The sequence below is a fragment of the Microvirga ossetica genome (genome assembly GCF_002741015.1).
In the GTDB taxonomy this organism is placed as follows: domain Bacteria; phylum Pseudomonadota; class Alphaproteobacteria; order Rhizobiales; family Beijerinckiaceae; genus Microvirga; species Microvirga ossetica.
In genome coordinates this window covers 4349138-4375130 of sequence record NZ_CP016616.1, presented here as the reverse complement: position 1 = coordinate 4375130, position 25993 = coordinate 4349138, and the positions used below count along the sequence as shown (strand labels likewise).

Here is a 25993-nt window from a genome sequence, read left to right as displayed (position 1 = left end):
CTCGCTGCGTGGGCGTCAGTCGCGGCCGATGAGCTGACCTAGAGCATTTTCGGCGAAGTTGATCCGGTTCGTCGTTAAAAAAATTCGGCAAATCAAGAAAAGAGCTGATTCCACTGACGTGGAATCAGCTCAAGCGATACCCTCACCATCGCCTATGTCCACCATACAGTTCCCCAAATAGGAATGACATCCAGAGGCTCCTGCACGGTCTCCTGGGAGCCTTTGTCGGTGCCGAAGATGATTTGTGGTGCTGTGACGCAATTCACAGAATTCTGGGCCAGCGTACGTCATCTTGGCGCCTTCTAAGACGCGAGGAGGATGTCATGAGGGCACTTGGCCACCACTTTCAGAAAGATCACAGACGTGAGGCGCCGCCCGTTCCTCTGGCTGTCGCCCTCCTTCTGGTCGTTGGATCCATCAATGTTGCAGCCACTGTTTTCTCGCTGCTTGCGGCTTGACGATGATGGATTGCTATACGACAGCGGCGAGTACGCTATCGGCTTCCTGTCCCGATCGATATTCAGGCTAACCCTGGGCTATCCCACCTTGTTCAAGTACCCCTTGAGTTGTTCCAAACGGTATCTCTCACGAGCTCATTAGCCAATTCCGACAGTGCGGCTTCCTCAGCCACCCTGAATGTCCTAGGGCCTCAATCGTCGAAGAACAGCCAAGGCGGATCGGTTTTACATGTATATCCAACAGGGCATTGCGGAGTGTCGGCAGACGGCACCCAGGCTGGCCAAACCCATTCGCCGACCAGACAGAATTCTTGGACGCTAACATATCGGTCGTAGGTGTAACGCCCAGTACCCAGAACGATGGCTCCTCGGGTGGCAACCAGATGCCGAGCTTGACCGCAACTCATTGTCGGCGTTTGGGGTCTTGGCTGCCCGAAGGCAGCAGTCCCAATCACGATTGAGGCGACGAAGGTTAGGATCAACCTATTCATATTGATCACCACGTCTTGCAGCGGCGGAAAATGAGGCTGCGCCTTGGTTGAGTTGGCTTCGGCAAGCGGACAGTCAATAACGCACGACAATGATCGGGTTCATAAGGAATCGTCACGGTATTCTAGACTCCCAGTCTTCTCGTTCCCGATGGCTTCATTGTGCCAGCATGGGCAATTGGATCACCGCATCCGCTCTTTGACATCAAGCTATCTGGTTCACTTTAAGATCGGGCCCAAACAGCCCTTCCCATGTCCAAATCGACATGGTGAGCCCAGACCGGCGATTGGATCTCCCGAGAGGTGATCCTGACGATAAAAAGGCGGTTGTGACGCATTTCACAGATATGGAAGTTCGATTGCGCCATCGTGTGACCCTGTTCAACCAGGCCGCCGAGAGGGTGCAATGAAGAAGATAGATTATCTCTACGATCGCGAACCGAAGTCACGTTCGTTCCCCGCGTCAGTTGCTCTGCTGTTAGTCATCGTGGGCATCAATATCGCAGCAACCGCTTTATCGCTGCTTGCCGCGGTCCAGGGATGACAACGCCCTGCAAAGGGCGCTAGGCGCGATCGTCTCCCTCATCGTCCAGCATCGCCTCGACGAAGGGGAATTCGAGGACGATCTCGCCGGCTTCATCCGCCACTTCGATGTGGGAAGCCGTCCAGTCGATGGGCTTGTCGAAACGCGTGGCCATCAGGCTTCGTGCCATAGCCCGGGCAACCTCCCAGGCGCGGTCGGGATCGCGCAGATCCTGACCGTCCGGATCGCGGATGGCGTCGTCTCCAATATGCACGTTGAAGAAGTATCGCGGCATGAAAGCTCCTCGAATCCCGGTTCGGTCGATCGGACCTGCTCGGATTCTCGCGATAGGTCAAATGCCGTTTCACGGTTTCGTGGTGGCCTTCAATGAATCTCCGGGACTGCTTTCTCCCGGCGGTCCGCTTGGGACGAAATCATCGGCGCCGGAGTGGCCGACGATCGGCACTGGGCCATCTGCTGTCCGAGCAGCCTAATCGCCATGCGGGCGAGATTCCTGAAATAGGCCCGGAGCGGCTCCGAAGCGCTGTTCCAGCTGCCCGGATACTCAACGGCGTAAAAGGCCTGCGCGACAAGCTCAACCTGGTCTGGCGTCATGCAAGTCTCCCTGCATCCTTAAACCGGATACGTGCTGAAAAAGGCATTCGTTCCGTTCTCTTTGGGGCTAGCTCATCGGATAGATACTTAAATCACTGATATTGCATGTGCCACTACCCCTTTCGGGTAGAGGAATTCCTAGGATCATTTGCCAGGATCGAGCATCGCGGCGTTCCATCCCTATCTTTCGTCTACCGGTGGAACAGCAAAGCCAGCAGCACAGTTGACGGGACACCACTAAGACGCCGTCGGAGCGATCCGCGCGAGGAGATGTCCCATGCCGAGTGTCATTGCCATTGAAGCCAAGCCCCTGGAATTCGAGGATATCGACAGCGGCTTCTTTCATCTCTACCTCGTCAAGACACAGACGGATGCCAGCGGCCGCGTGATATCCGAGAAGGTGATCCGAGGATCTCTGGAAGGCTTTGACGACCTCGGCACGATTGCAGGCGCCAACCTGGCATCCTCGCCGGACAGACGAGGTTCGGACACGCCAGCGGAGCGGCACCGCACGGTCCTCGATCTCGGCACGAGAAATGCCGACGACGTCTGGAATGTGATGGTTCAGCATGCGGTCAATATCGACAGGGCCGACCTTCGCTACAGCCTCGACATCGTTCGGGAGATCCCCGGCGACGACCTCAACAGCAATTCGGTCATCGCGTCGGTGCTTCACACCGCAGGGCTGAGCGTGGCCGCGAGTCTCCCGGTCGACGTCAGCCGCTCGGAGGCCCCGCTCTACGGCCAGCTTCAATTCATGAAGGTGGACGATACGCTATCGGGAACGGCGAACCGTGACCGCATCGCGAGCGGCGTCGGCAACGACACGGTTCGAAGCGGGGGGGGGCGACGACTCGGTCTCGGGCGAAAATGGCGACGACCGTCTTTATGGCAGTTCGGGCAACGACAATCTTTCCGGTGGGAACGGCAACGACCGGCTGTATAGCGGCTGGGGCAACGACATCCTGCGCGGCGGATCCGGCAAGGATGCCTTCGTGTTCTATTCGACCCCGAGCGCTACAAACATCGACACCATCCGCGATTTCTCGGTCGCTAACGACACGATCTGGCTGGAGAACAAGGTCTTCACGGCGCTCGGTTCGGCGGGCCTGCTGAAGTCAACCGCCTTCTGGACCGGCGACGCTGCGCATGATGCGACGGACCGCATCGTCTACGATCGTGACGACGGCGTTCTCTATTACGATCAGGACGGCGCCGGCGCGGTAGAACAGGTTGCCTTCGCAAAGATCTCAGCTGGTCTGCGTTTGACCAACGCCGATTTCCAGATCGTTTAGCGCTTCTCGGGAGGCAAAACCTCAAGCCGGTGTGCAGGGAAGCACCGCCTGCGGCCGGATTTGCGGCTAGGCTGACAGATGCCCGTTGCCCAATCGAGGAGAGGAACGATGACGTCCGGTTCATTCGCCGAATGCTGGATCGGCCTGTTCACGGCAGCCGCTTTCATCGCCCTGGGTGCGGAAGCCTTCGCTCAGAACCGTCCTCTGACGACGAGGATGTCCTGTTCCCAGGCGCAAGGACTGGTGGCAGCGCAGGGAGCCATCGTTCTCGATACGGGTCCCCTCACCTATGACCGCTATGTGAGATCGAGCAGTGCGTGTGCCCTCGGCGAGGTGACCGAGCCGGCCTGGGTTCCGACAGCGGATTCGGGCCGGTGCCCGATCGGCTATCGCTGCGCCTCGCGCAATTTGACGTCGCGGAATTGAGGGTCCGCCACAGACACAAGCTCAGCGAGCCGGCGTCTCGGGCCGCTGGATCCTGCCTTCATGGAAACGGCGTACCGCCTCCGACCCGAGGCTGGTTTTCACCGCGTTCGGATTCTGGTCCCGGCTGACGACGTAGCAATCCTGCATGGCGAAGCTTTCGTTGGCCTTGGGATTGTAGAACACTTTCTCGGTCCGATTGAAGGTCCAGGGCTCGTCGCTGCAATTGCGCCCGAATGCACCGACCGTGTTCTCGAACGCCGTCCATTTGAGGCTGGAGTTCGGACACTGGCCTTCATATTGCCCGCTGAACGGGCCGATGCGCGGATAGCAACTGGTCTGGGCCTGGGTGGCTCCGAGCCCCGCCAGGAGAATCGCGGAAGATAGGATGAGTCTGGCCATAGGGTCGTCCAGCGAAATTGCGGCTCAGGTTAACAACGAAGATCGCTATAGGGAATGCCTGGAAGCTGCGGGCTGCTCAGCGGCCGTTCCAGGCTCGCAGCGCGAGGATCGGCGTCAGGATCGGCCAGCCGAAGCCGGCGATCAGGATGTGGTCGAGGCCGACCTCCTCCTCTTTCTCGATCATGGTCGAGACAGCAAGCAGCAGAATGACGCCGCACAGATAGACCATCAGAACTTCACGCATCGCCCGGCCCCACCTCCACCATTAGCGTCGAGCTTTGGACCAAGCCCCGGGTGAAGCCAATGCGACCGGCGGTCGCCTCACAGGGCGGTCGAGGGGCAGTATGCGGACCTTATGGCCAGGAAAACCGATAAAGGATCCTCTATGGGAGAGACCTTTGGTCCTTTTCCGTAAACTTAGCCGCAACCCATGACGAATTCGTCCGTTCTTCGGCTCAAGGGGGAAGCAATGGAAAGGACCTCGGGATGCCAAAGCGGCAACACCATCCTCATGCCGCGGGCAGCCACGGAAACTGGAGCATCGGCGCCAACAATCTGACGGCAGCGGGACGCTCGGAACTGCTCAAGGATCTCGGCCAGCAACTCCAGCACACCTATGGCGCCATCCTGACGGAGCCGGCACCCGACCGGATCAAACAGCTATTGGAGAAGTTGGAAAGGAGCCAACGTCCCGACGACGAAGGCTCCTTGTGACTCCCATTGTATCAGGCGACCGTCAGCCTCTGCGGCGGCTCCGGTGCTGTGAAGAGCGAGCCATATCTTCCTTCGGGATCAGATTGTAGATCAGAAACCCTGCCAGGATGCCGGCTCCGAGCAGAACGAGCGGATAGGACTTCGCCGTCTCCAGCGCACCGGAAGCGGTCTGCCTTACCACGTAGAGCGGCTCGGCCGCATGAATCAGGCGCTCCGCACGTCGAAGATTTTCCCGGCGGGTGTGGATTTCGACCTCGTACCCGTCGCCGTCCTCATGTCTATGCAACTCGATGCTGTTGCGGGCGAAGCCGTTGGCGAGCAGGCGCTGAACGGCAAGGTTGGCCTCCTTGCGGGACGAGAACGATCCTGTGGCGATAGACGCATTCGGCATCAAACAATCCTCTTGAAACTGCTGACGCCAATTCCTGGCAAGCGCCAAGGTTCCAATGAACCCGTGCGCAGCACCGCTGAATCGGGCGAGAAAACGCCAGCTCAGTTGCGCCGGTATGCCTGAGCCGCCTTCTCGGCTTCCATCAGCACGTCGAGAGCCCGCCACGGCTTCGGCATGAAGCGGACATCGCGAGGCATATCGACATCCTGCTGCTCGAGCGGCCGACCGGAGGTGAGCACGGTCCGAACCCAGGGCCATTTCAGGCGCACGGTCCGGACGAGATCAAGTCCATCCATCAGGCAGGGCAGACGGATATCGGCGAACAGGAAGGCGACCTCCTCGGAATGCTTCCGCAGGTAGTCCAAGGCTTCTTCCGCACTGGAGGTCTCAACCACCTTGAGATCGGTCTCCTCGAGAAGAGCGGCCGCCAAGCCTCTGACTTCGAAATCATCTTCGACGATCAGGGCTACACGATAAGGCTCCATCTTCTGTCCCATTCGGCGTCTCCCTTTATCCGTTACGGTTTTTGAGCCGCTGCAGACATGCGACGGCGATCAAGGCCCGGCTGACTTGAAAAACCGGCCCAAGGACGCAAAGCGAGCCAGCGCAATGAAACAGAAAAGCCACCGCCGTCTTTCGGGATCTTCGCTCGGCGGCGGCAGCAGACTCAGGATCCACCGAGACAAAATGCTCGGCGGCCCTCTTCACAGAACGGTGAAGATGGATCTGCGTTTCAGCTTGGCCGTTGAGAAATTTGCCGGCACGCCATTTTTTTGCCTTGGTGGAACCCCGCCGGAGGCTGTAGCTTAGGCAAGAACCGTCTGTCTCACGTGAGATCTCTGCCGTGTTCAAGGAGACCCAGCTTCACCAGGAGTTCTCGGATCTGGAGCAGCATATGAGGCTCCTGGACAGGCGATTGTCCGATGCCCTTCACCGGATCCGCCACGGCTCCTCCGAAGACCTCGTCGAGAAAGCCCGACAGGACGAACGCCAGCTTCTGACCGAGCTGGACAGGCTGATGACGCGCATGCGCGCCATCGAAGGGCAATTGCTACAGATCCAGAAAACCGCGACGCGGCATTAAAATCCAGCTGCATTCACAGGGATTTACAGCGCTTGCCGATCTGTGTGCGACGGCGCACCTCATGAAACGCATATCAGGTTCATGGTGCGTGCATGACGTAAGGTCACAGACGAGGAGGAAGCGCCATGGCGACGAAAGGGTCTCAGTCGAGAACATGCGCCGAAGCCGAGATCGGGGTGGCGCGCCGATTTTACATTCCGTTCTTTCCGACGTTGCTCGGCGCACTGGCCGTGCTGAACGTCGCGTCGGTCGTACTCGCATTGGTAGAATGATATGACGCGTGTCCCGTTATCGGGACAAAGGAACTGCAGGGCAACGCGCCTGACGCGCTGAGCTGCCCTGCAGGTTCTTCGACGGCCCTTACCGCAGGCCGAGGAAGGACAGGATCGCGAGGACGACCACGATCGCGCCGATCAGCCAGATGATGTTGTTCATGATGCTCTCCTGACACTGGAATTGACCCCATGCCAACGGTCAAGGTGAGCCTTCGTTCCTCCGGTCAAGCTCGAACCGATCAATCCCCTTCGCAGGATGTCGTCTCCTCACTTGAGACGCCGCCGAACGCTCCTATCTGTCGCCGCGCCACGCTCGTGCATGCCTCGCGGCTGATCCCCTGGCCGGTGTCGGCCCGGATACTGCTCCCGGAGACGCGCTCGGTTTCGTAACCCGGGCCGGATTGGTACTGCCAGGTAGAAACGCCGGCCGTGCCGACGCATCCGCCGAGCCCCGATGCCAGCAGCGCAACGGCCACCGCATTCCTGCATACCCTCGGCATCGGCTCCCCTCGATTGATCTCGTGTGAACGCGCTTCACGGCTCGCAAGCCAATCAGGCCAAGGTATGGCGCAAAAGAAAAACCCCGGTGGCGACACCGGGGTTTTCCGTTCCGATCGGTTGATCGATTAGAAGTCGCGCTGAACGCGCAGGCGGCCCTCGATGGTATCGTTGTCGAGGCCGAGGTCTGGACCGCGCGGATCGAGGTTCGAGTAGAGAACCTCGACGCCGATGTCGAGACCCGAAACCGGCGACCAGATCACGTTCGAACCGGCGCGCCATTCGGTAAAGTCGAAGGCCGGAGCCACGTTGGCACCGTAGTCGACGCGGGCATACGAACCGAACACGCTCTGGCGGATGGTCGGGGTCCAGTAGTGGTTCAGACCACCGGCGACCGACCAGCCGCGTCCCGTCTTGATGTCGTCTCCGACGATGAAGGCATCGGCGACGACACGCTCGGTCTCGCCGCCCGTGACGGTCGGATCGAAGCCGAGATAGCCGAGAGCACCGTCGGCGTAGGTGGCCGCGAGCCACAGAGCATCGCCCTCGCCGAGCATCGGCAGGTTGACGTTACCCGTAGCCGAGATGGCCCAGCCGAGTTTGGTGTCCGGATAGTCGACGATGCCCGGAGCAACAGCGACGAGGTTGTTGCTGCGCAGCTGGTGCAGCGCACCGGAGAGCTGAGCCGAACCCCAGGTGCCGGCATACTTCAGGTTGCCGACGAGGTCAGGCATGGTCTGACCGGCGTAGACGAAGGACGAAGGACCATCGAACGCGCCGGCGAAATAGCCCTCTTCGGCCGACAATGTGGCCGAGAAGCCGTTGCCGAACGAGAAGGTGTAGGCGAACAGGTTCACGTCAGGAGCGTCGAAGAAGCGAAGCGTACCCCAGTTCTCGTTCGGCAGATCGCTGTTGGAGAAGAACGACGTCACGCGACCGGCGGTCAGGCCGCCGAACTGGATGAAGGCCTGAGCAACGTCAGGGCTCGTCGCGCTGAAGCCGTAGGAACCGGTGTTGCGGGTCATCTCGAAACGCACGAAGGTGCGCAGGAGGCCGTAAGCGGTGGCCGTACGAGCGTCGAGCTGGATGCGGCCGCGAGCGCGGAAGCCGATCGAGTCGTCTTCGCGACTGTTAGGCTCGAGGTACATAAACTCGCCGCGGACACGACCGCCGACGCGGAGGCAGGTTTCGGTGCCGGGGATGTAGAAGAAGGCTGCGCCGTAGGTGGAGCAGACGCGGACGTATTCGACAGGAGCGGCCTTCGCTACGGGAAGGTCGGCGGCCTGTGCCCCTGCGATAGCCGCGAGACCCGCGACCGATCCGAGGAAGAGGCTCTTAGCGAGCTTCATGGTTGTCTCCAAACAATGGCTGAGTCCGATCCGGACCCGTGTACAAACGTGACCATAATCAGGCCGATGTCGGACGCAACAGCGGCGCGCGTCTTGTACGCCCAACCGGCGCGCAATCTGCTGAAAAGATAAGCATTTTAACCGCCGCTTGCGGATTATTTGCAGCGGTGTGACATAATTTCAACAACGCCCTTGACCTCCCGGCGGCACATGCCGCAGCGGCAGCGTCAAATCTTCCGCAACGCACTGCCCTGAACCTTCCAGGTGCACCGCCCGGCCGGTTCGGCCTCAATCGTCGAAGAGGAAGAAATCGTAATCGCGGCACAGATACCCGACGGGGCATTGCGGCGTATCCCGCGTCGGCACGAGGCCGATTTCGATCGTCTCGTTGATCTCGCAAAATCTGCGGTCCACAACATAGCGGTCATAGGTATAGGTGCCGGTTCCGAGCACGACCGCGCCTCTCGACAAGACGATCTGCCGGGCCTGATTGCAGGTCATGCTGGGTGTGGAGGGTCGGGACTGCGCGTGCACGCCAGTTGCGAAAGCGCATGCGATCAGAACAACGGCCGCTTTCCTCATCTTCCGTTCCCTTCCGAATGGCACGCCCCTACAACGCGACCAACCAGCAAGACAACGCAGAAAGCCGAGCTTGGTTACCGGAACAGGCAGCAGCCGCTTTTCAAAGAATTGAGAGGATCGAGGTCCGTCTCGGTATGCTAAAGCATCGGCTGCAGGCGGCGGGCCATTTCGACGGCGGCCGCGTAATCGGTCTTGCCGGAGCCCAGCACCGGGATGCCCGAGACGAGAATGGAGCGCGGCACCCAGAGTTCGGGAAAACCCTGATTCTGGGCATGGGCCAGCAGCACCTCCCGGTCCGCTTCCGCCCTGTCGGTGATGAGCACGATCTGCTCGCCCTTGCGCGAATCCGGAATGGCGACGACCACATGACTGTTGTCCGGCCAGAGGCCCTGGACGGTCGCCTCGATGGCGGCGAGCGAAACCATCTCTCCCGCGATCTTGGCAAAGCGCTTGGCGCGCCCGCGGATCGTGACGATCCCGTCGTCGACGGTCACGATGTCGCCCGTGTCGTGCCAGCCCTCGACCGGCGGGTTGACCTGGCCCGGCACCGAGGGATCGAGATAGCCCTTCATGACGTTCGGGCCGCGCACATGAAGGCGCCCACCCTCGTGGATGCCCTCGACCGGTTCGAGACGCCATTCGATTCCCGGCAGGAGCGGCCCGACGGAACCGGGCCTGTTGCGGTCCGGCAGGCTGACGGCGATGACCGGCGAGCATTCCGTGGCACCATAGCCTTCCAGGATGACGGTGCCGTGCTTCGCCCAGAGCTTGCGGGTCTCGTCCTTCACCCGCTCCGCCCCGGCAATGACATAGCGCACGCTCGCCAGATCGTTCTCTCCGGCCGCGCGCGCATAGCCCTGAAGGAAGGTGTCCGTCGCGAGCATGATCGTGGCGCGCGTGCCGGCCACGAGCTTCGGGATCTGCCGGTAATGGAGCGGGCTCGGATAGAGCACCGATTTCATGCCGTTGAGAACCGCCGTCAGAAGCCCTGCGGTCAGGCCGAAGGAGTGGAAGATCGGCAGCGGATCGAAGAAGACGTCGTCGTCTCTCAGCACGTCGCCGGCGAGGGCTTTGACCTGATAGGCGTTGGCGACGAGATTGGCGTTCGACAGCACCACACCCTTCGGCACGCCCTCGGATCCCGACGTGAAGAGCAGCACGGCCGGATCGTCGGGCTGGAGCCTCGCCCGGGCGTGGACACGCCGCGCGAACCAGGAATCGAACAGCCCGCGCAGCTTGTCGAAGCTCGTCAGGTCGCCGCGAACATCCTCGAGCCACAGAATCCGCCGCCCCTCGCCCAGCGCTTCGACGACATCGTCGAGCTTGCCCTGCTCGACGAAGCGTCGGGAGGTGATGATCGTCCTCATCCCGGCCAGGTCGCAGGCCGCCTTGAGGTTCTTGAGCCCGGCGGTGAAGTTCAGGAAGGCCGGCACGCGTCCGAAGGCATTGAGCCCGAACAGGGTGACCGCAATGGCCTGCACGTTCGGCAGCAGCACGCCGACATATTCGCGCTCCCGCGTCAGGCCCGCGAGCTTGCGTCCGAGCACCAGCGAGCCGAGGACGAGGCGTCCGAAGGTGATCGGCTGGCGCTCCAGATCCTCGAGCGCCTCCTTGTTGCGGCCGAACTTGTCCCTTGCGTCGAGAAGAGCCCCGAACAGGGTCTTGCGCGTCCGCGCGATATCGAATTCCACCACGGGCGCCCCCCTGTTTCGTTAACCCGCCGATCCCTCGCGGATCGGGGCCTGGTAGGCCAGGCCCATATCCCAGGGGAAGTAGATCCAGGTGTCCTGGCTCACCTCCGTCACGAAGGTGTCGATCAGGGGGCGCCCGGCGGGCTTGGCATAGACGGCGGCGAAATGCGCGTTCGGCAGCATGTCGCGCACGATCTTCGCGGTCTTGCCGGTATCGGTGAGGTCGTCGATCACGAGCACGCCCTTGCCCGTTCCGTCGCCTAGAGCCTTGATCGCGGGGGCGATGTCCTTCAGCACCTGAAGTTCGCCCTGGTTCTTGTAGTCGTGATAGCTCGCGATGCAGACGCTCTCGATGAGGCGGACATCGAGTTCGCGCGCCACGATGGCGGCCGGCACGAGGCCGCCGCGGGTGATGCAGACGATCGCCTCGAAGGGGCCGGCCGAGGCCAGGCGCCAGGCGAGCGCGCGGCAATCGCGGTGGAACTGATCCCAGGAGACGGGAAAGGCTTTGGGAGAGGTCGGAGACATGGGCTTGCTCTTCTTAAGGCTTGAGGTGCGAAGTTAACTCTTAGAGAGGCGCCCGGTCGCCCTTGAGGCGACCGAGAAGATCACGGACGGCGGCGGCAGCATTCGCGACCGCCTCCGGGTCCTTGCCCCGAGCGACGATCTGGTTGCGAAAGCCGCTCGTCGAGAAGGACGGATAGGAGCCGATGGAAACGTTTGGGAAAGACGAGGCGATCTGGCTCAGGCCCTCGGCATAGATGCCCTCGGCCAGCCCCTCCGCCTCGATGGTCTCGATGATCATGCGCGCGCCGGTCTGCAGCCCCGACGCGATGTTGTCGAGCATTGCCTGCATGATCGAAGGCACGCCCGCCATGACGAAGACATTGCCGATACGGAAGCCGGGCGCCTTGGAGATCGGGTTCTCGATCAGGTCTGCCCCATCGGGGATGCGCGCCATGCGCAACCTGGCCTCGTTCAGCTCGTGCGGCTGGTAGCGTTCCTGCAGCAGGGCGACGGCCCTGGGATCGACCCCGATGCCGACCCCAAGCGCCTTGGCGACGGAATCCGCGGTGATGTCGTCGTGCGTCGGGCCGATGCCGCCGGTGGTGAAGAGATAGGTGTAGCGGCTGCGCAGGGCGTTGACCGCGGCCACGATCTCCTCCTCCACGTCCGGCACGACGCGGACCTCGCGCAGATCGATGCCGATCCCGGTCAGGTACTCGGCGATGTAGCCGATATTCTTGTCCTTGGTGCGGCCCGTGAGGATCTCATCGCCGATGATGAGAAGAGCGGCTGTGACGGAAATGGCCATGCGCAGGGATCCTTTTCAGGGCCTTTAGCCCCAGAGACGGTAATTCTCAAGCGCAAGCAGTGTTCATCCCACGCGTCGTCCGTGTCATTCCCGGCCGGAGCGCAGCGGAGGGGAAGGGAATCCATAACGCAGCGCCTGATCGTGGATCCCCTTCCCGGCCTTCGGCCGCCGGGGATGACATCCTAGGTTGGACCCCGGCCTTCGCCCCTGCTACCAGGGATTTTTGCAATCTTCCGTTGGATGTGAATGCGTTTTCAAGAAACCCTGCTCGAGGGCCGTCTCATCGAGCGCTACAAGCGATTTCTGGCCGATATCGAGCTCGATACGGGAGAGATGGTCACCGCCCATTGCGCCAATCCCGGCGCCATGATGGGGCTGAAGGACCCCGGCAGCCGGGTCTTCCTCTCGCGGGCTACGAACCCCAACCGCAAGCTCCTGTATAATTGGGAGTTCGTGGAGGTGCCCGCAGGCGGCGGCCCGCTCCAGCTCATCGGGATCAACACCTCCCGCCCGAACCTCCTGGTCGCCGAGGCCTTGCGCGAGGGACGGCTCGCGCCCTTTGCGGGCTACGACCGGGTGCGGCCAGAGGTGAAATACGGCAAAAACAGCCGGGTCGACTTCCTGCTCGAAAAGGACGGCGACAGGCCGTGCTACCTGGAGGTGAAGAACTGCCACCTCATGCGCGAGGCGGGCTTCGCCGAGTTCCCGGACTGCGTCGCGGCGCGCAGCGCCAAGCACCTCTATGAGCTCGCCGACATGGTGGCGGCGGGTGCGAGAGCCGCCCTCGTCTACGTCATCCAGATGGATGCGGAGCGCTTCGACGTCGCCCGCGACATCGATCCGGCCTACGACAAGGCCTTCCGGCATGCCCTCGCCGTGGGGGTCGAATCCTACGCTTATGCATGCCGCATCACGCCCCAGGAGGTCGTCATCGACCGGCCGGTGGAGATCGTGACGCCGCGATGACCGCTGGTCAGGGCCGCTCGAAGACCAAGTTCATCTTGGTCTCGAGCGCCTGCCGGTAGCCCTTGCTCGTGAGCAGGCCGATGACATCGATCTGCCAGCGCTCGGGCACGTTGGCGACGATGAAGAGCGCTGGATAGAGGGCGGCAGGCGCATCCCGGAAGAAGGGATCGAGGACGAGATCCTCCGCCCCTTCCACGTCGAGCTTGATCGCATCCACGTGGGCAAGGCCCTCCCGGTTCAGGAGCTCGATCAGGGTCACGGCCGGCACGCGGATCGCGTCGGTCTGGCTCGAATTGACAATCTTCAGGCTCGCCTCGCCGCGGTTGCGCGGGTCGAGGAACAGGGTGAGCTCGCCCGTCTTGTCGGCCACGGCGCAGTCGACCGCCTTGATCGTGCTCGAGGGATTCTGGCGGATGTTGTAGATCAGGCGGTCGAAGATCTCGGGCTGGGGCTCCACCGCCAGAATCCGGGTCGCGACGGCGGTTCCGGCCTCCTGCGCCAGAAAGAGCGCGTACCAGCCCACATTCGAGCCCACGTCGATGAAGGTGAAGCCCGGGCGGATCCGATCGGTCAGGATCTTGAGCTCGTCGGCGTCGAAATATTGCGGCGTGAACAGGATGCGCCGCTCGCAGACGTTCTTGTACGGGTACAACCGCATGCGGACGCCGAAGGTTTCGAGGTCGAGCGGCAGGCCGTTGAGCATCTTCATCGCCAGATGGCGCAGCATCAGGGCCACCCGGCGGCCCGCCCACCCCTCGGGCAATCCGCGCGTGCGGTCGATCACCCACCGGGTGATGCCTGACGGCGCAAAGTCGCCGAAGGGGCGAGAATCATTCATTACCGAGGAATCCGAACCCGCGAATTGGATGAACAGGGTTGCTCATGACACCCTCGGGCGCCAATCGCAAGCGGGGCATGAGGTCTTTGCTTGCGTCTCGCGCGGCGATCCTTACATTCCGGGCATCAGATCAAGGACCGACTATGACCGAAACCGACATCGTCGAGCGCAAGCGCGCCGCGGAGATCCCGCGTCACGGGCCGGAGGCCTTCGAGGCCATGCGCCGCGTGTGCCGCATGACGGCCGAATGCCTCGACATGCTGATCGACTACGTGAAGCCCGGCGTCACGACGGAATTTTTAGACAAGCTGGCCTTCGACTTCATCCGCGACCATGGCGCCTATCCGGCCTGCCTGCATTACCGCGGCTACACGAAGACGATCTGCACCTCGATCAACCACGTGGTCTGCCACGGCATTCCCAACGACAAGCCCCTGCGCGATGGGGACATCATGAACATCGACGTCACCCTCATCCTCGACGGGTGGCACGGGGATTCGAGCCGGATGTACTATGTCGGCGAGGTGCCGCGCCGGGCCCAGCGCCTGTGCGAGATCACCTATGAATGCCTGATGCGTGGCATCGCCGCGGTGAAGCCGGGTGCGACCACCAACGACATCGGCGAGGCGATCCAGTCCTATGCCGAGGCGGAGCGCTGCTCGGTGGTGCGGGACTTCTGCGGCCACGGCCTCGGGCGCGTGTTCCACGATTCGCCGACGATCCTTCACTACGTTGAGCCGGCCTATAACGTGGAGCTTAAGCCCGGCATGCTCTTCACCATCGAGCCCATGATCAATCTGGGTCGCCCCCAGGTGAAAGTGCTCTCCGACGGCTGGACCGCCGTGACCCGCGACCGCTCGCTCTCGGCCCAGTTCGAGCACACGGTCGGCGTGACGGAGACCGGCGTCGAGGTCTTCACCTTCTCGCCGAAGGGCCTGGACAAGCCACCTTACGCGGCAGCTTGACACTAGCCTGCGGCACCGCTTCAAGCCTACAACGTAACAATGATGCTCCGAGATCTGCTCGGAGCTTTGCTACGGATGACGGGCCGCAGGCGGGCATGAGCGACGATAATCCCCATTATCACGGCCATCGCGACAGGCTGCGCGCCCGCTTCATGGAGGTGGGCGGCGACGCCGTTCCCGATTACGAGCTTCTGGAACTCGTTCTCTTCCGCTCGATCCCACGCCGGGACGTGAAGCCCATCGCCAAGGAATTGCTCAAGCGCTTCGGCACCTTCGCCGAGGTGCTGGCGGCTTCTCCCGCACGGCTGGTGGAGGTGGAGGGCATCGGCGAGAGCGTGATCACCGACCTCAAGATCCTGGAGGCTTCGGCCCGGCGGCTCGCCAGGGGCGAGGTGGCCAAGCGGCCCGTCCTGTCCTCCTGGACCTCGGTGATCGATTATTGCCGCACCGCCTTGGCCTTCATGGACAAGGAGCAGTTCCGGCTGCTCTTCCTCGACAAGCGCAACGCCCTGATCGCCGACGAGGTGCAGCAATCGGGCACGATCGACCACACGCCGGTCTACCCGCGCGAGGTGGTCAAACGCGCCCTCGAACTCTCGGCCTCCGCCTTGATCCTGGTCCACAACCACCCTTCCGGCGACCCGACGCCCTCCTCTGCCGATATCAAGATGACCCGCGAGATCATCGAGGTGGCCAAGCCCTTGGGCATCACCGTCCATGACCACATCATCGTCGGCCGCGAGGGCCATGCGAGCCTCAAAGGATTGCGGCTGATCTAAGCTCGGCCGAAGAACCAAGTCGCTCCCGCGGCGTTAGCCCGTACCAAAACGTCATGGGAGAAAATTCATGAAAAAGACGACACTGACGGCCGGATTGCTCTGCTCCGCCCTGATGGCCTCCACAGCCATGGCCCAGACCTCGCCTGCGCCAGCGAACCCGCCCTCCTCCACGACGAATTCGTCGGCAGCTCCCGGCTTCCTGACCCGTCTCGAACCGGGCCAGATGCTGGCCTCCAGGATCATGGACGCGGACGTGCTCGGCGCCGACAACAAGGATATCGGCGACGTCGAGGATGTGGTGCTAGACCGCAGCGGCAAGATCGTCGCCCTCGTGATCGAGGTCGAAGAGGGTCTCGGCGACCGTACCGTAGCTCTGCCCCTGAGCGCGTTCCAGATGAATGCCGCCGACGCAACCACGACAGGCTCCGTCCAGACCGGAGGCGCCTCTGCTGCTCGGAACGACGACATGCGGATCGTCGTGAATGTTCCGGTGGATCAGCTCAAGGCGGCGCCGGAATTCGACGACGACAACGATTAGTCGAAGATTCGCGTGCCATTGTCACTCCGGGGCGCCGCGGCCGCGGAGTGACGACGTGCATTACCGGATGCAGCTCAGATCAGCGACTCGAGCCCGGCGAAGATCGCGTAGACGAAGCCGAGGCTGAGCGTCATGCCCATAGCACCGATGACCATGCCGCCGATGATCACCAGGCCGTCGCGTTCGACGAGCCCCAGGCCGACCAGGCACACGGCGAGCCCGAGGGGGATCTGACCCACGAAGGGCGGCGCAAAGAGCAGCCCCAGGGCCAGAACCAGGAGCACCGCACCCATGAGCCGCATGACCAGCGGCGTATCGAGAAAGGTCATGCGCGGGCGGGAAATGCGCTCCAGCCGGCGAAAGGCCGGCATCGCCCGCCCCACCGCCCGTTCCACATCCGTGCGCGCGACCGAGCGGTTCAGGAGCTGGCGCGGCAGCCAGGGCGCTTCCCGGCCGAAGACGATCTGGATCGCGACCAGGGCCAGGAGCAGCCCGCAGACGAGCGGGATCGGCGGCGGCATGGGCAGGCAGTTGGGCAACCCGAGCAGGACGATGAGGAGCGCGAAGGCCCGGTCCTGGAGCACCGACATGATTTGGCGCACGGTCAGGCGCTCGCCCGGCTGCGAGGCAAGGGCGAGCAGGATTTGAGAAGTGCGCGCGTTGGAAAACAAGAAGCCCTAGTGGGTTCGGGGATGCTCAGGGCGCCCTCTCTACCCGAGTTAAGGGCCGGGGCCAAGGCTTCGCGGCCCCGCCCGTCAATGAATGTTGATCTCGCCCTGAACGGCGCGGAACTCCGCGGGCTTGATCAGCTGCGCATGGGTCACCGTGACCGAATGCAGGGGCCCGGCGAGCTCGCGCTTCCAGAACTCGAGAAAATCGATCAGCACGGGAAAGCGTGGGGCGAGATCGTATTCCTGCCAGATATAGGTCTGCAGGAAGGCTGGATAATCCGGCATCCGGTAGAGGATCTTGGCGGTCGTCAGACCGTAGCCTTCCATCTGGCGGATGAAATCCCTCGATGCCATGCGAACTCCTTCTCTCAAGCTCCGGCGAGGCTTGATGGCAGGTGTCCGCCCCAATGGCACAGGCGGTTTCCTGCCCTATGCTCGAAGCTAGATCTTGCGGGCGTTCGCCGGTTCCAGCAAGGGCGCGGCCGGCAGGCATAGTCACTTTTCCGGATGAAGGACCAAAGCATCGGACCCAAAAGTGGATTCCACTTTTGGGATCCATCCGATGCTCCATTCTTGACTGGCGCATCGCTGGAGGCGGAAAACCGGAACCACTTTTCCGCACGATGCGCTAAAGGGTGGGGTTGCGTATCCTGACGATCTTGCGTTGATTGCTCGAAAGAGAGCCTTCAGCGGAACATCGAGCAAGGAGATTGCCGGGAATGCGCTTTGCCTTCGCCGGAATCGACTTTCTCGGAGATGTCCTCGAGACGCTTCTCGCCAAGGGCTGGGAGCCGGTCAAACTCTTCAGCCGTCCGTGCGACGGCATCTACGATTTCAACGATGCGACCGTTGCACGCGCCCGATCCCTGCGGCTGCCGGTGCAGATGGCGCGGATCCTCCCCGCCGATCTTGCGGGCCTGAAGGCGCTCGGTTGCGAGGCGTTGATCGTGGCCGGCTATCCCTGGCTGATCACGGGCTGGGAGCGCCACCTGTCCTACGCCATCAACTTCCACCCCTCCCCCCTGCCCCTCGGGCGCGGCCCCTACCCGCTCTTCCAGGCAGTCCTGGACGATGTTCCGCAATGGGGCATGACGGCCCACATTCTCGAACCGTCCTTCGACACCGGCGCCATCGTGGCGCAGGAACTCTTTCCGCTCAGCGGCGCGGAAACGCACGACACCCTTCTCGCCAAGTGCCAGATGGCGGCGAAGGCCGTCGCAGTGAACCTGGCGCACGACCTGCCCCGCCTCCATGCCGATGCGAGGCCCCAGGGAGCGGGCACCTATTGGCCACGGGTAACGCAGGCGCAGCGAACCATCGACTGGACGGGAAGCGTCCGCGATGCGCTGCGCACCGTTCGGGCCTTCGGCTCCATCGAGGCCTTCGCGCAGGTCGATTCCCGCTATCTCTATGTCTGGGAGGCCAGCGGCTGGGAGCAGCCCCACGACTTCCAGCCCGGCGCCCTCATCCACCGGCACCGCAAGCACATGGTCGTGGCTGCCCGCGACGGGTTCGTCCAGATCACCGGATGGAGCCCCTATGCACCGGGGCCGGCGCGGGGACGGTAGCCGCGGACCTTTGAGATCGCTTAGGCGAGCGGCGCTTCCAGGGTGCACACGACACCGGACGGCTGGAATTCGATGTGCGCCGCGCCGTTGAGCTCCCGGGCGAGGCTGCGCTCGATCAGCCGCGAGCCGAATCCGCGGCGCGTGGGTGCCTGGACGGCCGGGCCGTCGCGCTCCTCCCATCGCAGAAGAAGCGCATCCGAGGGCTGTGCCGCTTTGACATCCCAGACGATGTTTACCGTCCCCGTGGCATTCGACAGGGCGCCATATTTCACCGCATTGGTCGCAAGCTCCTGAAGCGCCATCGACAGGGCCAACGCCATGCGCGGCGACAGCCGAACCTCAGGCCCGCGCATCCGCAGGCGATCCTCTCCGCGTACCGAATAAGGTGCGAGAGTTTCGACGACGATCTCCCTCAGCTCGGCCCCTTCCCAGCTTTCCCTTGTCAGCACGTCGTGGGCGCGTGCCAGAGCGATCAGGCGGCCCTCCAATGCGTCCTTCGCTTCGCGCGTGGTCGGCGCGGTGCGCAGGGTCTGTGTCGCGAGGGACTGGACCGTAGCCAGGGTGTTCTTCACCCGATGATTCAGCTCGTGAATGAGAAGCGTACGCTGTTCTTCGGCCTGCTTGCGTTCCGTAATGTCGCGCTGGATTCCCCAAAGCCGGCGCAGCACGCCGTCCTCGACGACCCCGGTCATGCTGTTGTCGAAATACTTGCGGTTTCCGGCTAAGTCCTGTTCGGCCGATTCCACGCCAGTCTGATTGTACCCGCTGCGGACCACCGCGGCGAGATAGGCTCTCGCCTCGGGATCCGAGGAGGGCAGCGGAAACCCGAGGGTCTTGCCGATCAGGTCTTCCGCATGGGCGAGGCCATACATTCCCGCCATGGCGTCGTTGCAATCGACGAAGCGACCGTTGCGGTATGCGAGTTCGACCTGCTCGTCCGCAGGCAAGGACGTATCGAGAGGGGGATCGAATTCCAGCAGCCAGATGCCCTCGGTGCTATGCGCGATGAAGGACCGATAGCGTTCCTCGCTTTTCCGCAGCGCGACTTCCGCATCCTTTTCCGCGGTCACGTCCCACTGCGCCCCGAGCGAGCGGAGAAAGCGGCCCTTGTCGTTGCGGATAAGCTTGGTGCGCGCGGTCACCCAGCGCACCTCGCCGTTATCCGCCCGGACGATCCGGAATTCGTAATCGAGCTGGGTGCGGTCGGGATCTGCGACCGCGGCCCTCGTCTCAGCCTCGATCCTTGCCCGATCCTCCGGATGGACCAGAGCGACCCATTTATCGTAAGAGAAGAAACCGGACATGTCTCCCGGTAAGCCGTACAGTTCGAGATATTCCGGGGACGCGATCGCGGTATTGCTGGCGCGGTCGAATTCGAAGCTGCCGATCCTCGCCGCTTCCTGCACCTGCCTGAGACGCTCCTCGCTTTCCCGGCTGGCCGTCTCGGCGCGCTTGCTTGCGGTGATGTCGCTGAAGAGGATCGCCACCCGGCGGCTGTCCGGCCCCCCGATACGGCAGGCGAAGACGTTGTACCAGCGCCCGAGGGCGGAGGCCTCGTGCTCGAACCGCACTGACTCGCCGGTCAACGCAACACGGCCATAGGTCTCGAACCAGTGATCCTCGTGTTCGGGATGAAGCGAGCGCATGCTCCTGCCGACCGCATCATGCAATCCCGTCTGCGCCTCGAAGGCGGGATTGACCTCCACGAAAACGTAGTCGACCGGTCGGCCGTCTTCGTCGAAGATCAGATCGACGACGCTGAAGCCCTGGTCGATGGCGTCGAAGAGCGCACGATAGGGAATGTCCGACTGGCTCTGTGCCGCCTCACCCCCACGCGAGGCTTCGGACGTTCCTCTTGGAAACCCCGAACGCCGGTCCGGCGCGTCCTTCAAGACGATCTCGTTCATCGCGCGAGCATCCGCAGGCGAGTTCCTGCCGCGCCGGCAGCGTTCAGCGGTGTAGCCAAGATAGCCATGGATCTGTTCGGTGGTGCAGACATCCCGTGCCTCTTGGATCGACGGATCGCGTTGCAATGTCACACAAGAGCATAAGGCGCCAGGGAGCGCGATCAAGGGACATAGCCAAGGCTCACGCGTGCAAATGCCCTTGCGCTGGGGCAGCCGGAACGATTTCGCAAAGAGGTCGGGAACCAAGTTTTCGCAACGGCATTAGCTCATCACGAAGGCCAATGCCCCCAGGTCTTCGAGACCCTCAAAGCCCTTCACCCCAGTGAAGGGCTTTTTCTTGCCCAATGGCATTCCGGCCGAGCTCAAGCCGCTCCCGGACCGACATTGCCGGTCCTGAATCCTGTCCACAACTTTCAGAGCTCTTGGTAGTGCCGCCCCCGATAGATCAGGGCCGGCTTCGGTTCGCCGAGGCGGATGCAGACGATCTCGCCGATGATGACGTGGTGCGTGGCGACGACCCTGGCATCGCTGATCCGGCAATCGAAGGAGACGAGGCTCGTCGCCAGGGCCGGAGAGCCGGTTTCGAGTGTCTCCCACGCTCCGGCGAGGAACCGCTCCTGCCCCTGGATGCCGGTGCGCCCGGAAAAGATGTCCGCCAATGCGAGATCGGCAGCGCTCAAGGTGTTCACGCAAAAGACGCGGTTCGCCAAGAGCGCCTGCGCCGACCGGGACGCCGTGTTGACGCAGACGAGAAGGGAGGCCGGGCTGTCCGTTACCGGGGTCACCGCCGTCGCCGTGAAGCCGGCCCGCCCGGCTGCGCCGTCCGTCGTGACCACGTGAACGGCCTCCGCGACCCGGCTCATGCCCTCCCGGAAGAGAAGGGCATCGGGACCGGTGGCGCCAGTGACGGCTGAATCGGGGGAGGCCTGAGACTTCAACATGGTATTCCGGATTAGCCTCTTCCACGCTTTTGCCGCCAAGGACAAGGATCTTGACGGTCATATGGTTTCTCCGGACACCTCATGGAAGGCGCGCACGAGCCACACCACTGCTTCCTATTCGGTCAAAAGCTGCCGATTCTTCCATCAATCGCGCAAATAGGAATCTTAACGGTAAGTTGTCGAACGAAAATTCGTTTGCTAGAGAGCCCGCACGTTACGTCAGGCTTGGCGATGTTCCCGCATCGTGCTTTCCTGCATCGTTTCCCAAGAATGACCCCATTCCAGAGGGGCAAGGGTAGGACATGGAAATCTTCGTGCAGCAGCTCATCAATGGGCTGACTCTAGGGTCGATCTACGGCCTCATCGCCATTGGCTATACAATGGTCTTCGGCATCATCGGCATGGTGAACTTCGCCCACGGCGACGTCTTCATGCTCTCGGCCTTCATCTCGCTGATCTTCTTCCTGATCCTGACCACGTGGCTCGGGATCTCGTCCATCGCGCTGGCGCTGCTCATCGTGCTGGTCATCGCGATGGTGCTCACCTCCCTCTGGGGCTGGGCCATCGAGCGGATCGCCTACCGGCCCCTGCGCGGCTCGTTCCGACTGGCGCCGCTGATCTCGGCCATCGGCGTCTCGATCTTCCTGTCCAACTTCGTCCAGGTGGCTCAGGGCGCGCGCAACAAGCCGACTCCCCCCATGGTCCAGGACGTGATCGTGCTGTTTCAGGGCGAAAGCGGCTACAACGTCGCCCTCTCCTACAAGCAGGTCATCATCATGGTCGTGACCGCCGTGCTGCTGACGATCTTCTGGTATCTCGTCCAGAAGACCTCCCTCGGCCGCGCCCAGCGCGCCTGCGAGCAGGACCGCAAGATGGCTGCCCTCCTCGGCATCAACGTGGACCGGACGATCTCGCTGACCTTCGTCATCGGCGCCGCCCTCGCCTCGGTCGCGGGCACGATGTACTTGCTGTATTATGGCGTGGTGAGCTTCAACGACGGCTTCGTCCCCGGTGTGAAGGCCTTCACGGCCGCGGTTCTGGGCGGCATCGGCTCCCTGCCGGGCGCCGTGCTGGGCGGGCTGATCATCGGCCTCATCGAGGTCTTCTGGTCCGCCTATTTCTCCATCGAGTACAAGGATGTGGCCGCGTTCTCGATCCTCGCCATCGTCCTGATCTTCATGCCTTCCGGTATTCTCGGTCGGCCTGAGGTCGAGAAGGTTTAAGGAGCCACGAGCATGAACGCTCCTTCCATCACCACCACGGACCAGACGCAAGCCGTCACGCGGAACTTCGACTTGAGCGCGGCCCTCAAGGACGCCTTCAAGACCGCGCTGATCATGCTGGGCCTCTCGATCCCGATCCTGTCCTATAAGACGGATCAGTCCGGCGCCGATCTCTTCCTCACCCCGCGCTGGGGCCTGGTGGCGATCATCTGCGCCATCGTCTTCGGCATGCGCCTCCTGCTGCACGCCTTCACGGCCTCACGGGCCTATACCAAGGCAACGCCCAGCGCGCACCAGGCCACCGAGCCGGTCGGCGCGACGCCGAGCGCCTTCCAGCACGTGTCGCGGTTCGCCATTCCCTTCTTCCTCGGGATCGCGCTGGCCTTTCCGCTCCTGATCTACCTGATCCAGGGCGGACTGAACGAGTCGCGCTACTGGGTCGATCTCGGCATCCTGATCCTCACTTATGTGATGCTGGGATGGGGCCTGAACATCGTGGTGGGCCTGGCCGGCCTGCTCGACCTGGGCTACGTCGCCTTCTACGCGGTCGGTGCCTATTCCTACGCCCTACTCTCGACCACGTTCGGCCTGTCGTTCTGGATCTGCCTGCCGCTCGCCGGCATCCTCGCCGCCTTCTGGGGCATGATCCTCGGCTTCCCGGTGCTGCGCCTGCGCGGTGATTATCTCGCCATCGTCACCCTCGCCTTCGGCGAGATCGTCCGCCTCGTTCTCATCAACTGGGTGGACCTGACGAACGGCGGCGCCGGCATCTCCTCGATCCCGCGCGCGAGCTTCTTCGGCCTGCCCTTCACGGCGGGCGAAGGCGGGTTCGCGGCGACCTTCGGGCTCGAGTTCAATGGCATGCACAGGATGATCTTCCTGTATTATCTCATCCTGTTCCTGGCGCTCCTGACCAACTTCGTGACCATGCGCCTGCGCCGGCTGCCCATCGGCCGTGCCTGGGAAGCTCTTCGTGAAGACGAGATCGCCTGCCGCTCGCTCGGCATCAACACCACCAACACCAAGCTCACTGCGTTTGCCATCGGCGCCATGTTCGGCGGCTTCGCCGGCTCGTTCTTCGCGGTCCGCCAGGGCTTCGTCTCCCCGGAAAGCTTCAACTTCCTGGAATCGGCGATCATCCTGGCCATCGTGGTGCTCGGCGGCATGGGATCGCAGATCGGCGTTGCCATCGCGGCCATCGTGCTTGTCGGCGGCCCCGAGGTTCTGCGTAACCTGACCTTCCTGCAATCCATCTTCGGCTCGGGCTTCGATCCGAACGAATACCGCCTGCTGCTCTTCGGCGCCGGCATGGTGGCGATGATGGTGTGGCGTCCGCGCGGCCTGATCTCGGAACGTGAACCCTCGGTGATCTTGAAAGAGCGCAAGGCCATTTCCGGCTCGCTCGTGAAGGAAGGACACGGCTAATGCGCTGGCTGCAGGATCCCATCCTCGACGTACAGCATCTCACGATGCGCTTCGGCGGCCTCGTCGCCATCAACGACCTCTCCTTCCAGGCCGGGCGCGGCGACATCACCGCGCTCATCGGCCCCAACGGAGCGGGCAAGACCACGGTCTTCAACTGCATCACCGGCTTCTACAAGCCGACGGAAGGCATGGTGGCGCTGCGCAAGCCCGACGGCTCGCACCTGCTGCTGGAGCGCCTCCCGGGTTTCGACATCAACTGGAAGGGCAAGGTCGCCCGGACATTCCAGAACATCCGCCTGTTCTCGGGCATGACCCTTCTCGAGAACCTGCTGGTGGCCCAGCACAACCCGCTGATGATCGCCTCGGGCTTCACCTTCCTCGGCGTTCTTGGGCTGGGCGGCTACCGCAAGGCGGAGAAGGAAGCCATCGAGAAGGCCAAGTTCTGGCTCGAGAAGACCCGGCTCCTCCACCGCGCCGACGAGCCGGCGGGCGATCTGCCCTACGGCGATCAGCGCCGCCTGGAAATCGCCCGCGCCATGTGCACCGACCCGCTGCTGCTCTGCCTCGACGAGCCGGCGGCCGGCCTCAATCCGCGCGAGTCGCACGAGCTCAACGAGCTGCTGCTGTCCGTCCGCAGGGACCACGGCACTTCGATCCTGCTGATCGAGCACGACATGTCGGTGGTGATGGAGATCTCGGACCACGTGGTGGTGCTGGATTACGGCGTCAAGATCTCGGACGGCTCGCCCTCCGAGGTGAGAAACGATCCCAAGGTCATCGCCGCCTATCTCGGCGTGGCCGACGACGAGGTCGAGAAGGTCGAAGCGGAGATCGGCGTATGAGCACCGCTGGAGCAAACATCGGGATGCAGCCCCCCCAAGTCGCAACGGCCCGCCAGCCGCTTCTCAGCGTGCGCGGCGTAAAGACCTATTACGGCAACATCATCGCCCTGAAAGGGGTGGATATGGATGTCAACGAAGGCGAAATCGTCACGTTGATCGGAGCCAACGGCGCCGGCAAGTCGACGCTGATGATGACGATCTTCGGCAACCCGCGCGCTCGCGAAGGCACGATCACCTATGCGGGGAAGGACATCACCAAGATGCCCACCCACGAGATCGCGCGCCTGTCGATCGCCCAGTCCCCGGAAGGCCGCCGCATCTTCCCGCGCATGACCGTGTTCGAGAACCTGCAGATGGGCGCGTCCATGAACGGACTGGCCTATTTCGACCAGGATCTCGAGCGGGTCTGCACCCTGTTCCCGCGCCTGAAGGAGCGCCTGCAGCAGCGCGGCGGCACCCTCTCGGGCGGCGAGCAGCAGATGCTGGCCATCGCCCGCGCGCTCATGAGCCGCCCGAAGCTCCTGCTTCTGGACGAGCCGTCCCTGGGCCTCGCGCCCCTGATCGTGAAGCAGATCTTCCACATCATCAAAGAGCTCAACGAGAAGGATGGCATGACGGTCTTCCTCGTGGAGCAGAACGCCTACCACGCCCTCAGGCTGGCCCATCGCGGCTATGTGATGGTGACGGGCAACATCACCATGAGCGGCACCGGCAGGCAATTGCTCGAGGATCCTCAGGTCCGGGCAGCCTATCTCGAAGGGGGGCATCACTGATGCAGGGCATCCTCTACGAAGAGCCGTCTTTCGGGCTCTTTCTTCTCATCACCGTGATCATGGGCGGCTGGGCCGCCTGGATGACGGGCCGGGCCATCGCCCTCACCTGGCGTCCGTTCTGGACCCTGCTCCTCTATCTGTTCATCCTCGGGGCCGCGGTGCGCTTCATCCACTTCGCGCTGTTCGATGGGACGCTGCTGTCGATCCATTATTATGCGGTCGATACCATCGTGCTCCTGATCATCGGCGCGCTCGGGTTCCAGTACCGTCGGGCCCGGATGATGACCAGCCAATACCGCTGGCTCTACGAGCGGACCGGACCGTTTTCCTGGCGGGAAAAGGCGTCTGCGACCAAGGGCTAAGGCCAAAAGATTCCAGCGTGACATTCGCTTAAAAACAAGCATGATGTCACGCGGAAGGCGGGGTCCCCCCGCCAAACCGGCCCCACGAGGAA

General features: G+C 62.7%; 33 protein-coding genes and 1 pseudogene. 17 read left to right on the top strand and 17 right to left on the bottom strand.

The window, feature by feature from the left end; all coding sequences use genetic code 11:
• The first annotated feature begins 1352 nt into the window (after positions 1–1352).
• Positions 1353–1490: a hypothetical protein gene (locus BB934_RS47185; RefSeq protein WP_157934245.1), complete on the top strand. Its 138-nt coding sequence runs from the start codon at positions 1353–1355 to the stop codon at positions 1488–1490.
• Positions 1491–1509: 19 nt separating this feature from the next.
• Here BB934_RS47185 and BB934_RS20820 read toward each other — a convergent pair whose 3' ends face one another.
• Together BB934_RS20820 and BB934_RS20815 are read right to left on the bottom strand one after the other, a co-directional pair.
• Positions 1510–1764: a DUF6894 family protein gene (locus BB934_RS20820; RefSeq protein ID WP_099511340.1), complete on the bottom strand. Its 255-nt coding sequence runs from the start codon at positions 1762–1764 to the stop codon at positions 1510–1512.
• A gap of 89 nt (positions 1765–1853) precedes the next feature.
• Entirely contained in the window at positions 1854–2084 is a 231-nt protein-coding gene (locus tag BB934_RS20815; RefSeq protein ID WP_099511339.1) for a hypothetical protein, read from the bottom strand.
• 794 nt (positions 2085–2878) lie between these two features.
• Here BB934_RS20815 and BB934_RS50955 point away from each other — a divergent pair.
• From BB934_RS50955 to BB934_RS20805, 3 genes and pseudogenes are all read left to right on the top strand, one after another.
• Positions 2879–3025: pseudogene (locus BB934_RS50955) on the top strand (calcium-binding protein); the annotation flags it as partial.
• A gap of 54 nt (positions 3026–3079) precedes the next feature.
• Positions 3080–3379: a hypothetical protein gene (locus tag BB934_RS49190; protein WP_237050392.1), complete on the top strand. Its 300-nt coding sequence runs from the start codon at positions 3080–3082 to the stop codon at positions 3377–3379.
• A gap of 108 nt (positions 3380–3487) precedes the next feature.
• Positions 3488–3805 (top strand): hypothetical protein, encoded by a 318-nt coding sequence (locus tag BB934_RS20805; protein ID WP_237050033.1) that lies wholly within the window; start codon positions 3488–3490, stop codon positions 3803–3805.
• A 21-nt stretch (positions 3806–3826) separates the two neighbouring features.
• Here BB934_RS20805 and BB934_RS20800 read toward each other — a convergent pair whose 3' ends face one another.
• Together BB934_RS20800 and BB934_RS47180 are read right to left on the bottom strand one after the other, a co-directional pair.
• Positions 3827–4204 carry a hypothetical protein gene (locus tag BB934_RS20800; RefSeq protein WP_099511337.1) on the bottom strand — a complete coding sequence of 126 codons (378 nt, stop codon included), beginning with the start codon at positions 4202–4204 and terminating at the stop codon, positions 3827–3829.
• Between the two features lie 76 nt (positions 4205–4280).
• Positions 4281–4448 carry a hypothetical protein gene (locus BB934_RS47180; RefSeq protein ID WP_157934244.1) on the bottom strand — a complete coding sequence of 56 codons (168 nt, stop codon included), beginning with the start codon at positions 4446–4448 and terminating at the stop codon, positions 4281–4283.
• Between the two features lie 242 nt (positions 4449–4690).
• On the opposite strand from BB934_RS47180, the gene BB934_RS20795 reads away from it, so the two are divergent.
• Positions 4691–4918 carry a NepR family anti-sigma factor gene (locus BB934_RS20795; protein ID WP_099511336.1) on the top strand — a complete coding sequence of 76 codons (228 nt, stop codon included), beginning with the start codon at positions 4691–4693 and terminating at the stop codon, positions 4916–4918.
• Between the two features lie 22 nt (positions 4919–4940).
• Here BB934_RS20795 and BB934_RS20790 read toward each other — a convergent pair whose 3' ends face one another.
• Both BB934_RS20790 and BB934_RS20785 read right to left on the bottom strand, forming a co-directional pair.
• Positions 4941–5309, bottom strand: a complete 369-nt coding sequence (locus BB934_RS20790) for a hypothetical protein (protein ID WP_099511335.1) — start codon at positions 5307–5309, stop codon at positions 4941–4943.
• Between the two features lie 101 nt (positions 5310–5410).
• Positions 5411–5806, bottom strand: a complete 396-nt coding sequence (locus BB934_RS20785; protein WP_099511334.1) for a response regulator — start codon at positions 5804–5806, stop codon at positions 5411–5413.
• Positions 5807–6153: 347 nt separating this feature from the next.
• On the opposite strand from BB934_RS20785, the gene BB934_RS20780 reads away from it, so the two are divergent.
• Both BB934_RS20780 and BB934_RS47175 read left to right on the top strand, forming a co-directional pair.
• Positions 6154–6393 (top strand): hypothetical protein, encoded by a 240-nt coding sequence (locus tag BB934_RS20780; RefSeq protein ID WP_099511333.1) that lies wholly within the window; start codon positions 6154–6156, stop codon positions 6391–6393.
• 125 nt (positions 6394–6518) lie between these two features.
• Positions 6519–6665, top strand: a complete 147-nt coding sequence (locus BB934_RS47175) for a hypothetical protein (protein ID WP_157934243.1) — start codon at positions 6519–6521, stop codon at positions 6663–6665.
• Between the two features lie 242 nt (positions 6666–6907).
• Here the strand turns inward: BB934_RS47175 and BB934_RS20775 are convergent, their stop codons facing one another.
• The 6 genes from BB934_RS20775 to BB934_RS20750 all read right to left on the bottom strand — a co-directional run bounded on the left by BB934_RS20775 (position 6908) and on the right by BB934_RS20750 (position 12103).
• Positions 6908–7168, bottom strand: coding sequence for a hypothetical protein (locus BB934_RS20775; protein WP_099511332.1), 261 nt, complete (start codon positions 7166–7168; stop codon positions 6908–6910).
• A 126-nt stretch (positions 7169–7294) separates the two neighbouring features.
• The gene (locus BB934_RS20770) at positions 7295–8515 is read right to left on the bottom strand and encodes a porin (RefSeq protein ID WP_099511331.1); all 1221 of its coding nucleotides are present in this window, start codon (positions 8513–8515) and stop codon (positions 7295–7297) included.
• 288 nt (positions 8516–8803) lie between these two features.
• Positions 8804–9097, bottom strand: coding sequence for a hypothetical protein (locus BB934_RS20765; RefSeq protein WP_099511330.1), 294 nt, complete (start codon positions 9095–9097; stop codon positions 8804–8806).
• Between the two features lie 137 nt (positions 9098–9234).
• The gene (locus BB934_RS20760) at positions 9235–10791 is read right to left on the bottom strand and encodes an AMP-binding protein (RefSeq protein ID WP_099511329.1); all 1557 of its coding nucleotides are present in this window, start codon (positions 10789–10791) and stop codon (positions 9235–9237) included.
• A gap of 18 nt (positions 10792–10809) precedes the next feature.
• Positions 10810–11316: a xanthine phosphoribosyltransferase gene (gpt, locus tag BB934_RS20755; protein WP_099511328.1), complete on the bottom strand. Its 507-nt coding sequence runs from the start codon at positions 11314–11316 to the stop codon at positions 10810–10812.
• Between the two features lie 40 nt (positions 11317–11356).
• On the bottom strand, positions 11357–12103 hold the full coding sequence (locus tag BB934_RS20750) for a competence/damage-inducible protein A (RefSeq protein ID WP_099511327.1): 747 nt from the start codon (positions 12101–12103) through the stop codon (positions 11357–11359).
• Between the two features lie 246 nt (positions 12104–12349).
• On the opposite strand from BB934_RS20750, the gene sfsA reads away from it, so the two are divergent.
• Positions 12350–13069 carry a DNA/RNA nuclease SfsA gene (sfsA, locus tag BB934_RS20745; protein ID WP_099511326.1) on the top strand — a complete coding sequence of 240 codons (720 nt, stop codon included), beginning with the start codon at positions 12350–12352 and terminating at the stop codon, positions 13067–13069.
• Positions 13070–13076: 7 nt separating this feature from the next.
• Here the strand turns inward: sfsA and BB934_RS20740 are convergent, their stop codons facing one another.
• Entirely contained in the window at positions 13077–13907 is an 831-nt protein-coding gene (locus BB934_RS20740) for an FkbM family methyltransferase (RefSeq protein WP_099511325.1), read from the bottom strand.
• A gap of 143 nt (positions 13908–14050) precedes the next feature.
• Between BB934_RS20740 and map the strand changes: the two genes are divergently transcribed.
• The 3 genes from map to BB934_RS20725 all read left to right on the top strand — a co-directional run bounded on the left by map (position 14051) and on the right by BB934_RS20725 (position 16189).
• Entirely contained in the window at positions 14051–14872 is an 822-nt protein-coding gene (gene map, locus BB934_RS20735; protein WP_099511324.1) for a type I methionyl aminopeptidase, read from the top strand.
• A 95-nt stretch (positions 14873–14967) separates the two neighbouring features.
• Complete coding sequence (gene radC, locus BB934_RS20730) at positions 14968–15651, top strand: RadC family protein (RefSeq protein WP_099511323.1); 684 nt, start codon at positions 14968–14970, stop codon at positions 15649–15651.
• 67 nt (positions 15652–15718) lie between these two features.
• A complete protein-coding gene (locus BB934_RS20725; RefSeq protein WP_099511322.1) occupies positions 15719–16189 on the top strand; it encodes a PRC-barrel domain-containing protein in 471 nt (156 codons plus the stop codon).
• Positions 16190–16263: 74 nt separating this feature from the next.
• Here the strand turns inward: BB934_RS20725 and BB934_RS20720 are convergent, their stop codons facing one another.
• Positions 16264–16860 (bottom strand): exopolysaccharide biosynthesis protein, encoded by a 597-nt coding sequence (locus tag BB934_RS20720; protein WP_099511321.1) that lies wholly within the window; start codon positions 16858–16860, stop codon positions 16264–16266.
• Positions 16861–16944: 84 nt separating this feature from the next.
• On the bottom strand, positions 16945–17214 hold the full coding sequence (locus BB934_RS20715; protein WP_099511320.1) for an usg protein: 270 nt from the start codon (positions 17212–17214) through the stop codon (positions 16945–16947).
• Positions 17215–17579: 365 nt separating this feature from the next.
• Between BB934_RS20715 and BB934_RS20710 the strand changes: the two genes are divergently transcribed.
• Entirely contained in the window at positions 17580–18428 is an 849-nt protein-coding gene (locus BB934_RS20710; RefSeq protein WP_099511319.1) for a methionyl-tRNA formyltransferase, read from the top strand.
• Positions 18429–18448: 20 nt separating this feature from the next.
• Here the strand turns inward: BB934_RS20710 and BB934_RS20705 are convergent, their stop codons facing one another.
• Positions 18449–20335: a sensor histidine kinase gene (locus BB934_RS20705; protein ID WP_157934242.1), complete on the bottom strand. Its 1887-nt coding sequence runs from the start codon at positions 20333–20335 to the stop codon at positions 18449–18451.
• Positions 20336–20748: 413 nt separating this feature from the next.
• Positions 20749–21276 carry a flavin reductase family protein gene (locus BB934_RS20700; RefSeq protein ID WP_099511317.1) on the bottom strand — a complete coding sequence of 176 codons (528 nt, stop codon included), beginning with the start codon at positions 21274–21276 and terminating at the stop codon, positions 20749–20751.
• 302 nt (positions 21277–21578) lie between these two features.
• Here BB934_RS20700 and BB934_RS20695 point away from each other — a divergent pair, with 302 nt between their 5' ends.
• From BB934_RS20695 to BB934_RS20675, 5 genes are read left to right on the top strand one after another with little or no spacing between them, the layout of a single operon-like run.
• The gene (locus BB934_RS20695) at positions 21579–22499 is read left to right on the top strand and encodes a branched-chain amino acid ABC transporter permease (protein ID WP_099511316.1); all 921 of its coding nucleotides are present in this window, start codon (positions 21579–21581) and stop codon (positions 22497–22499) included.
• Between the two features lie 12 nt (positions 22500–22511).
• Positions 22512–23924: a high-affinity branched-chain amino acid ABC transporter permease LivM gene (gene livM, locus BB934_RS20690; RefSeq protein WP_099511315.1), complete on the top strand. Its 1413-nt coding sequence runs from the start codon at positions 22512–22514 to the stop codon at positions 23922–23924.
• On the top strand, positions 23924–24766 hold the full coding sequence (locus BB934_RS20685; protein WP_099511314.1) for an ABC transporter ATP-binding protein: 843 nt from the start codon (positions 23924–23926) through the stop codon (positions 24764–24766). The genes livM and BB934_RS20685 overlap by 1 nt, the downstream gene beginning before the upstream one ends.
• Positions 24763–25539 carry an ABC transporter ATP-binding protein gene (locus BB934_RS20680; protein ID WP_099511313.1) on the top strand — a complete coding sequence of 259 codons (777 nt, stop codon included), beginning with the start codon at positions 24763–24765 and terminating at the stop codon, positions 25537–25539. Before BB934_RS20685 ends, BB934_RS20680 begins: the two co-directional genes overlap by 4 nt.
• Positions 25539–25901: a DUF6867 family protein gene (locus BB934_RS20675; protein ID WP_099511312.1), complete on the top strand. Its 363-nt coding sequence runs from the start codon at positions 25539–25541 to the stop codon at positions 25899–25901. The genes BB934_RS20680 and BB934_RS20675 overlap by 1 nt, the downstream gene beginning before the upstream one ends.
• Positions 25902–25993 lie beyond the last annotated feature (92 nt).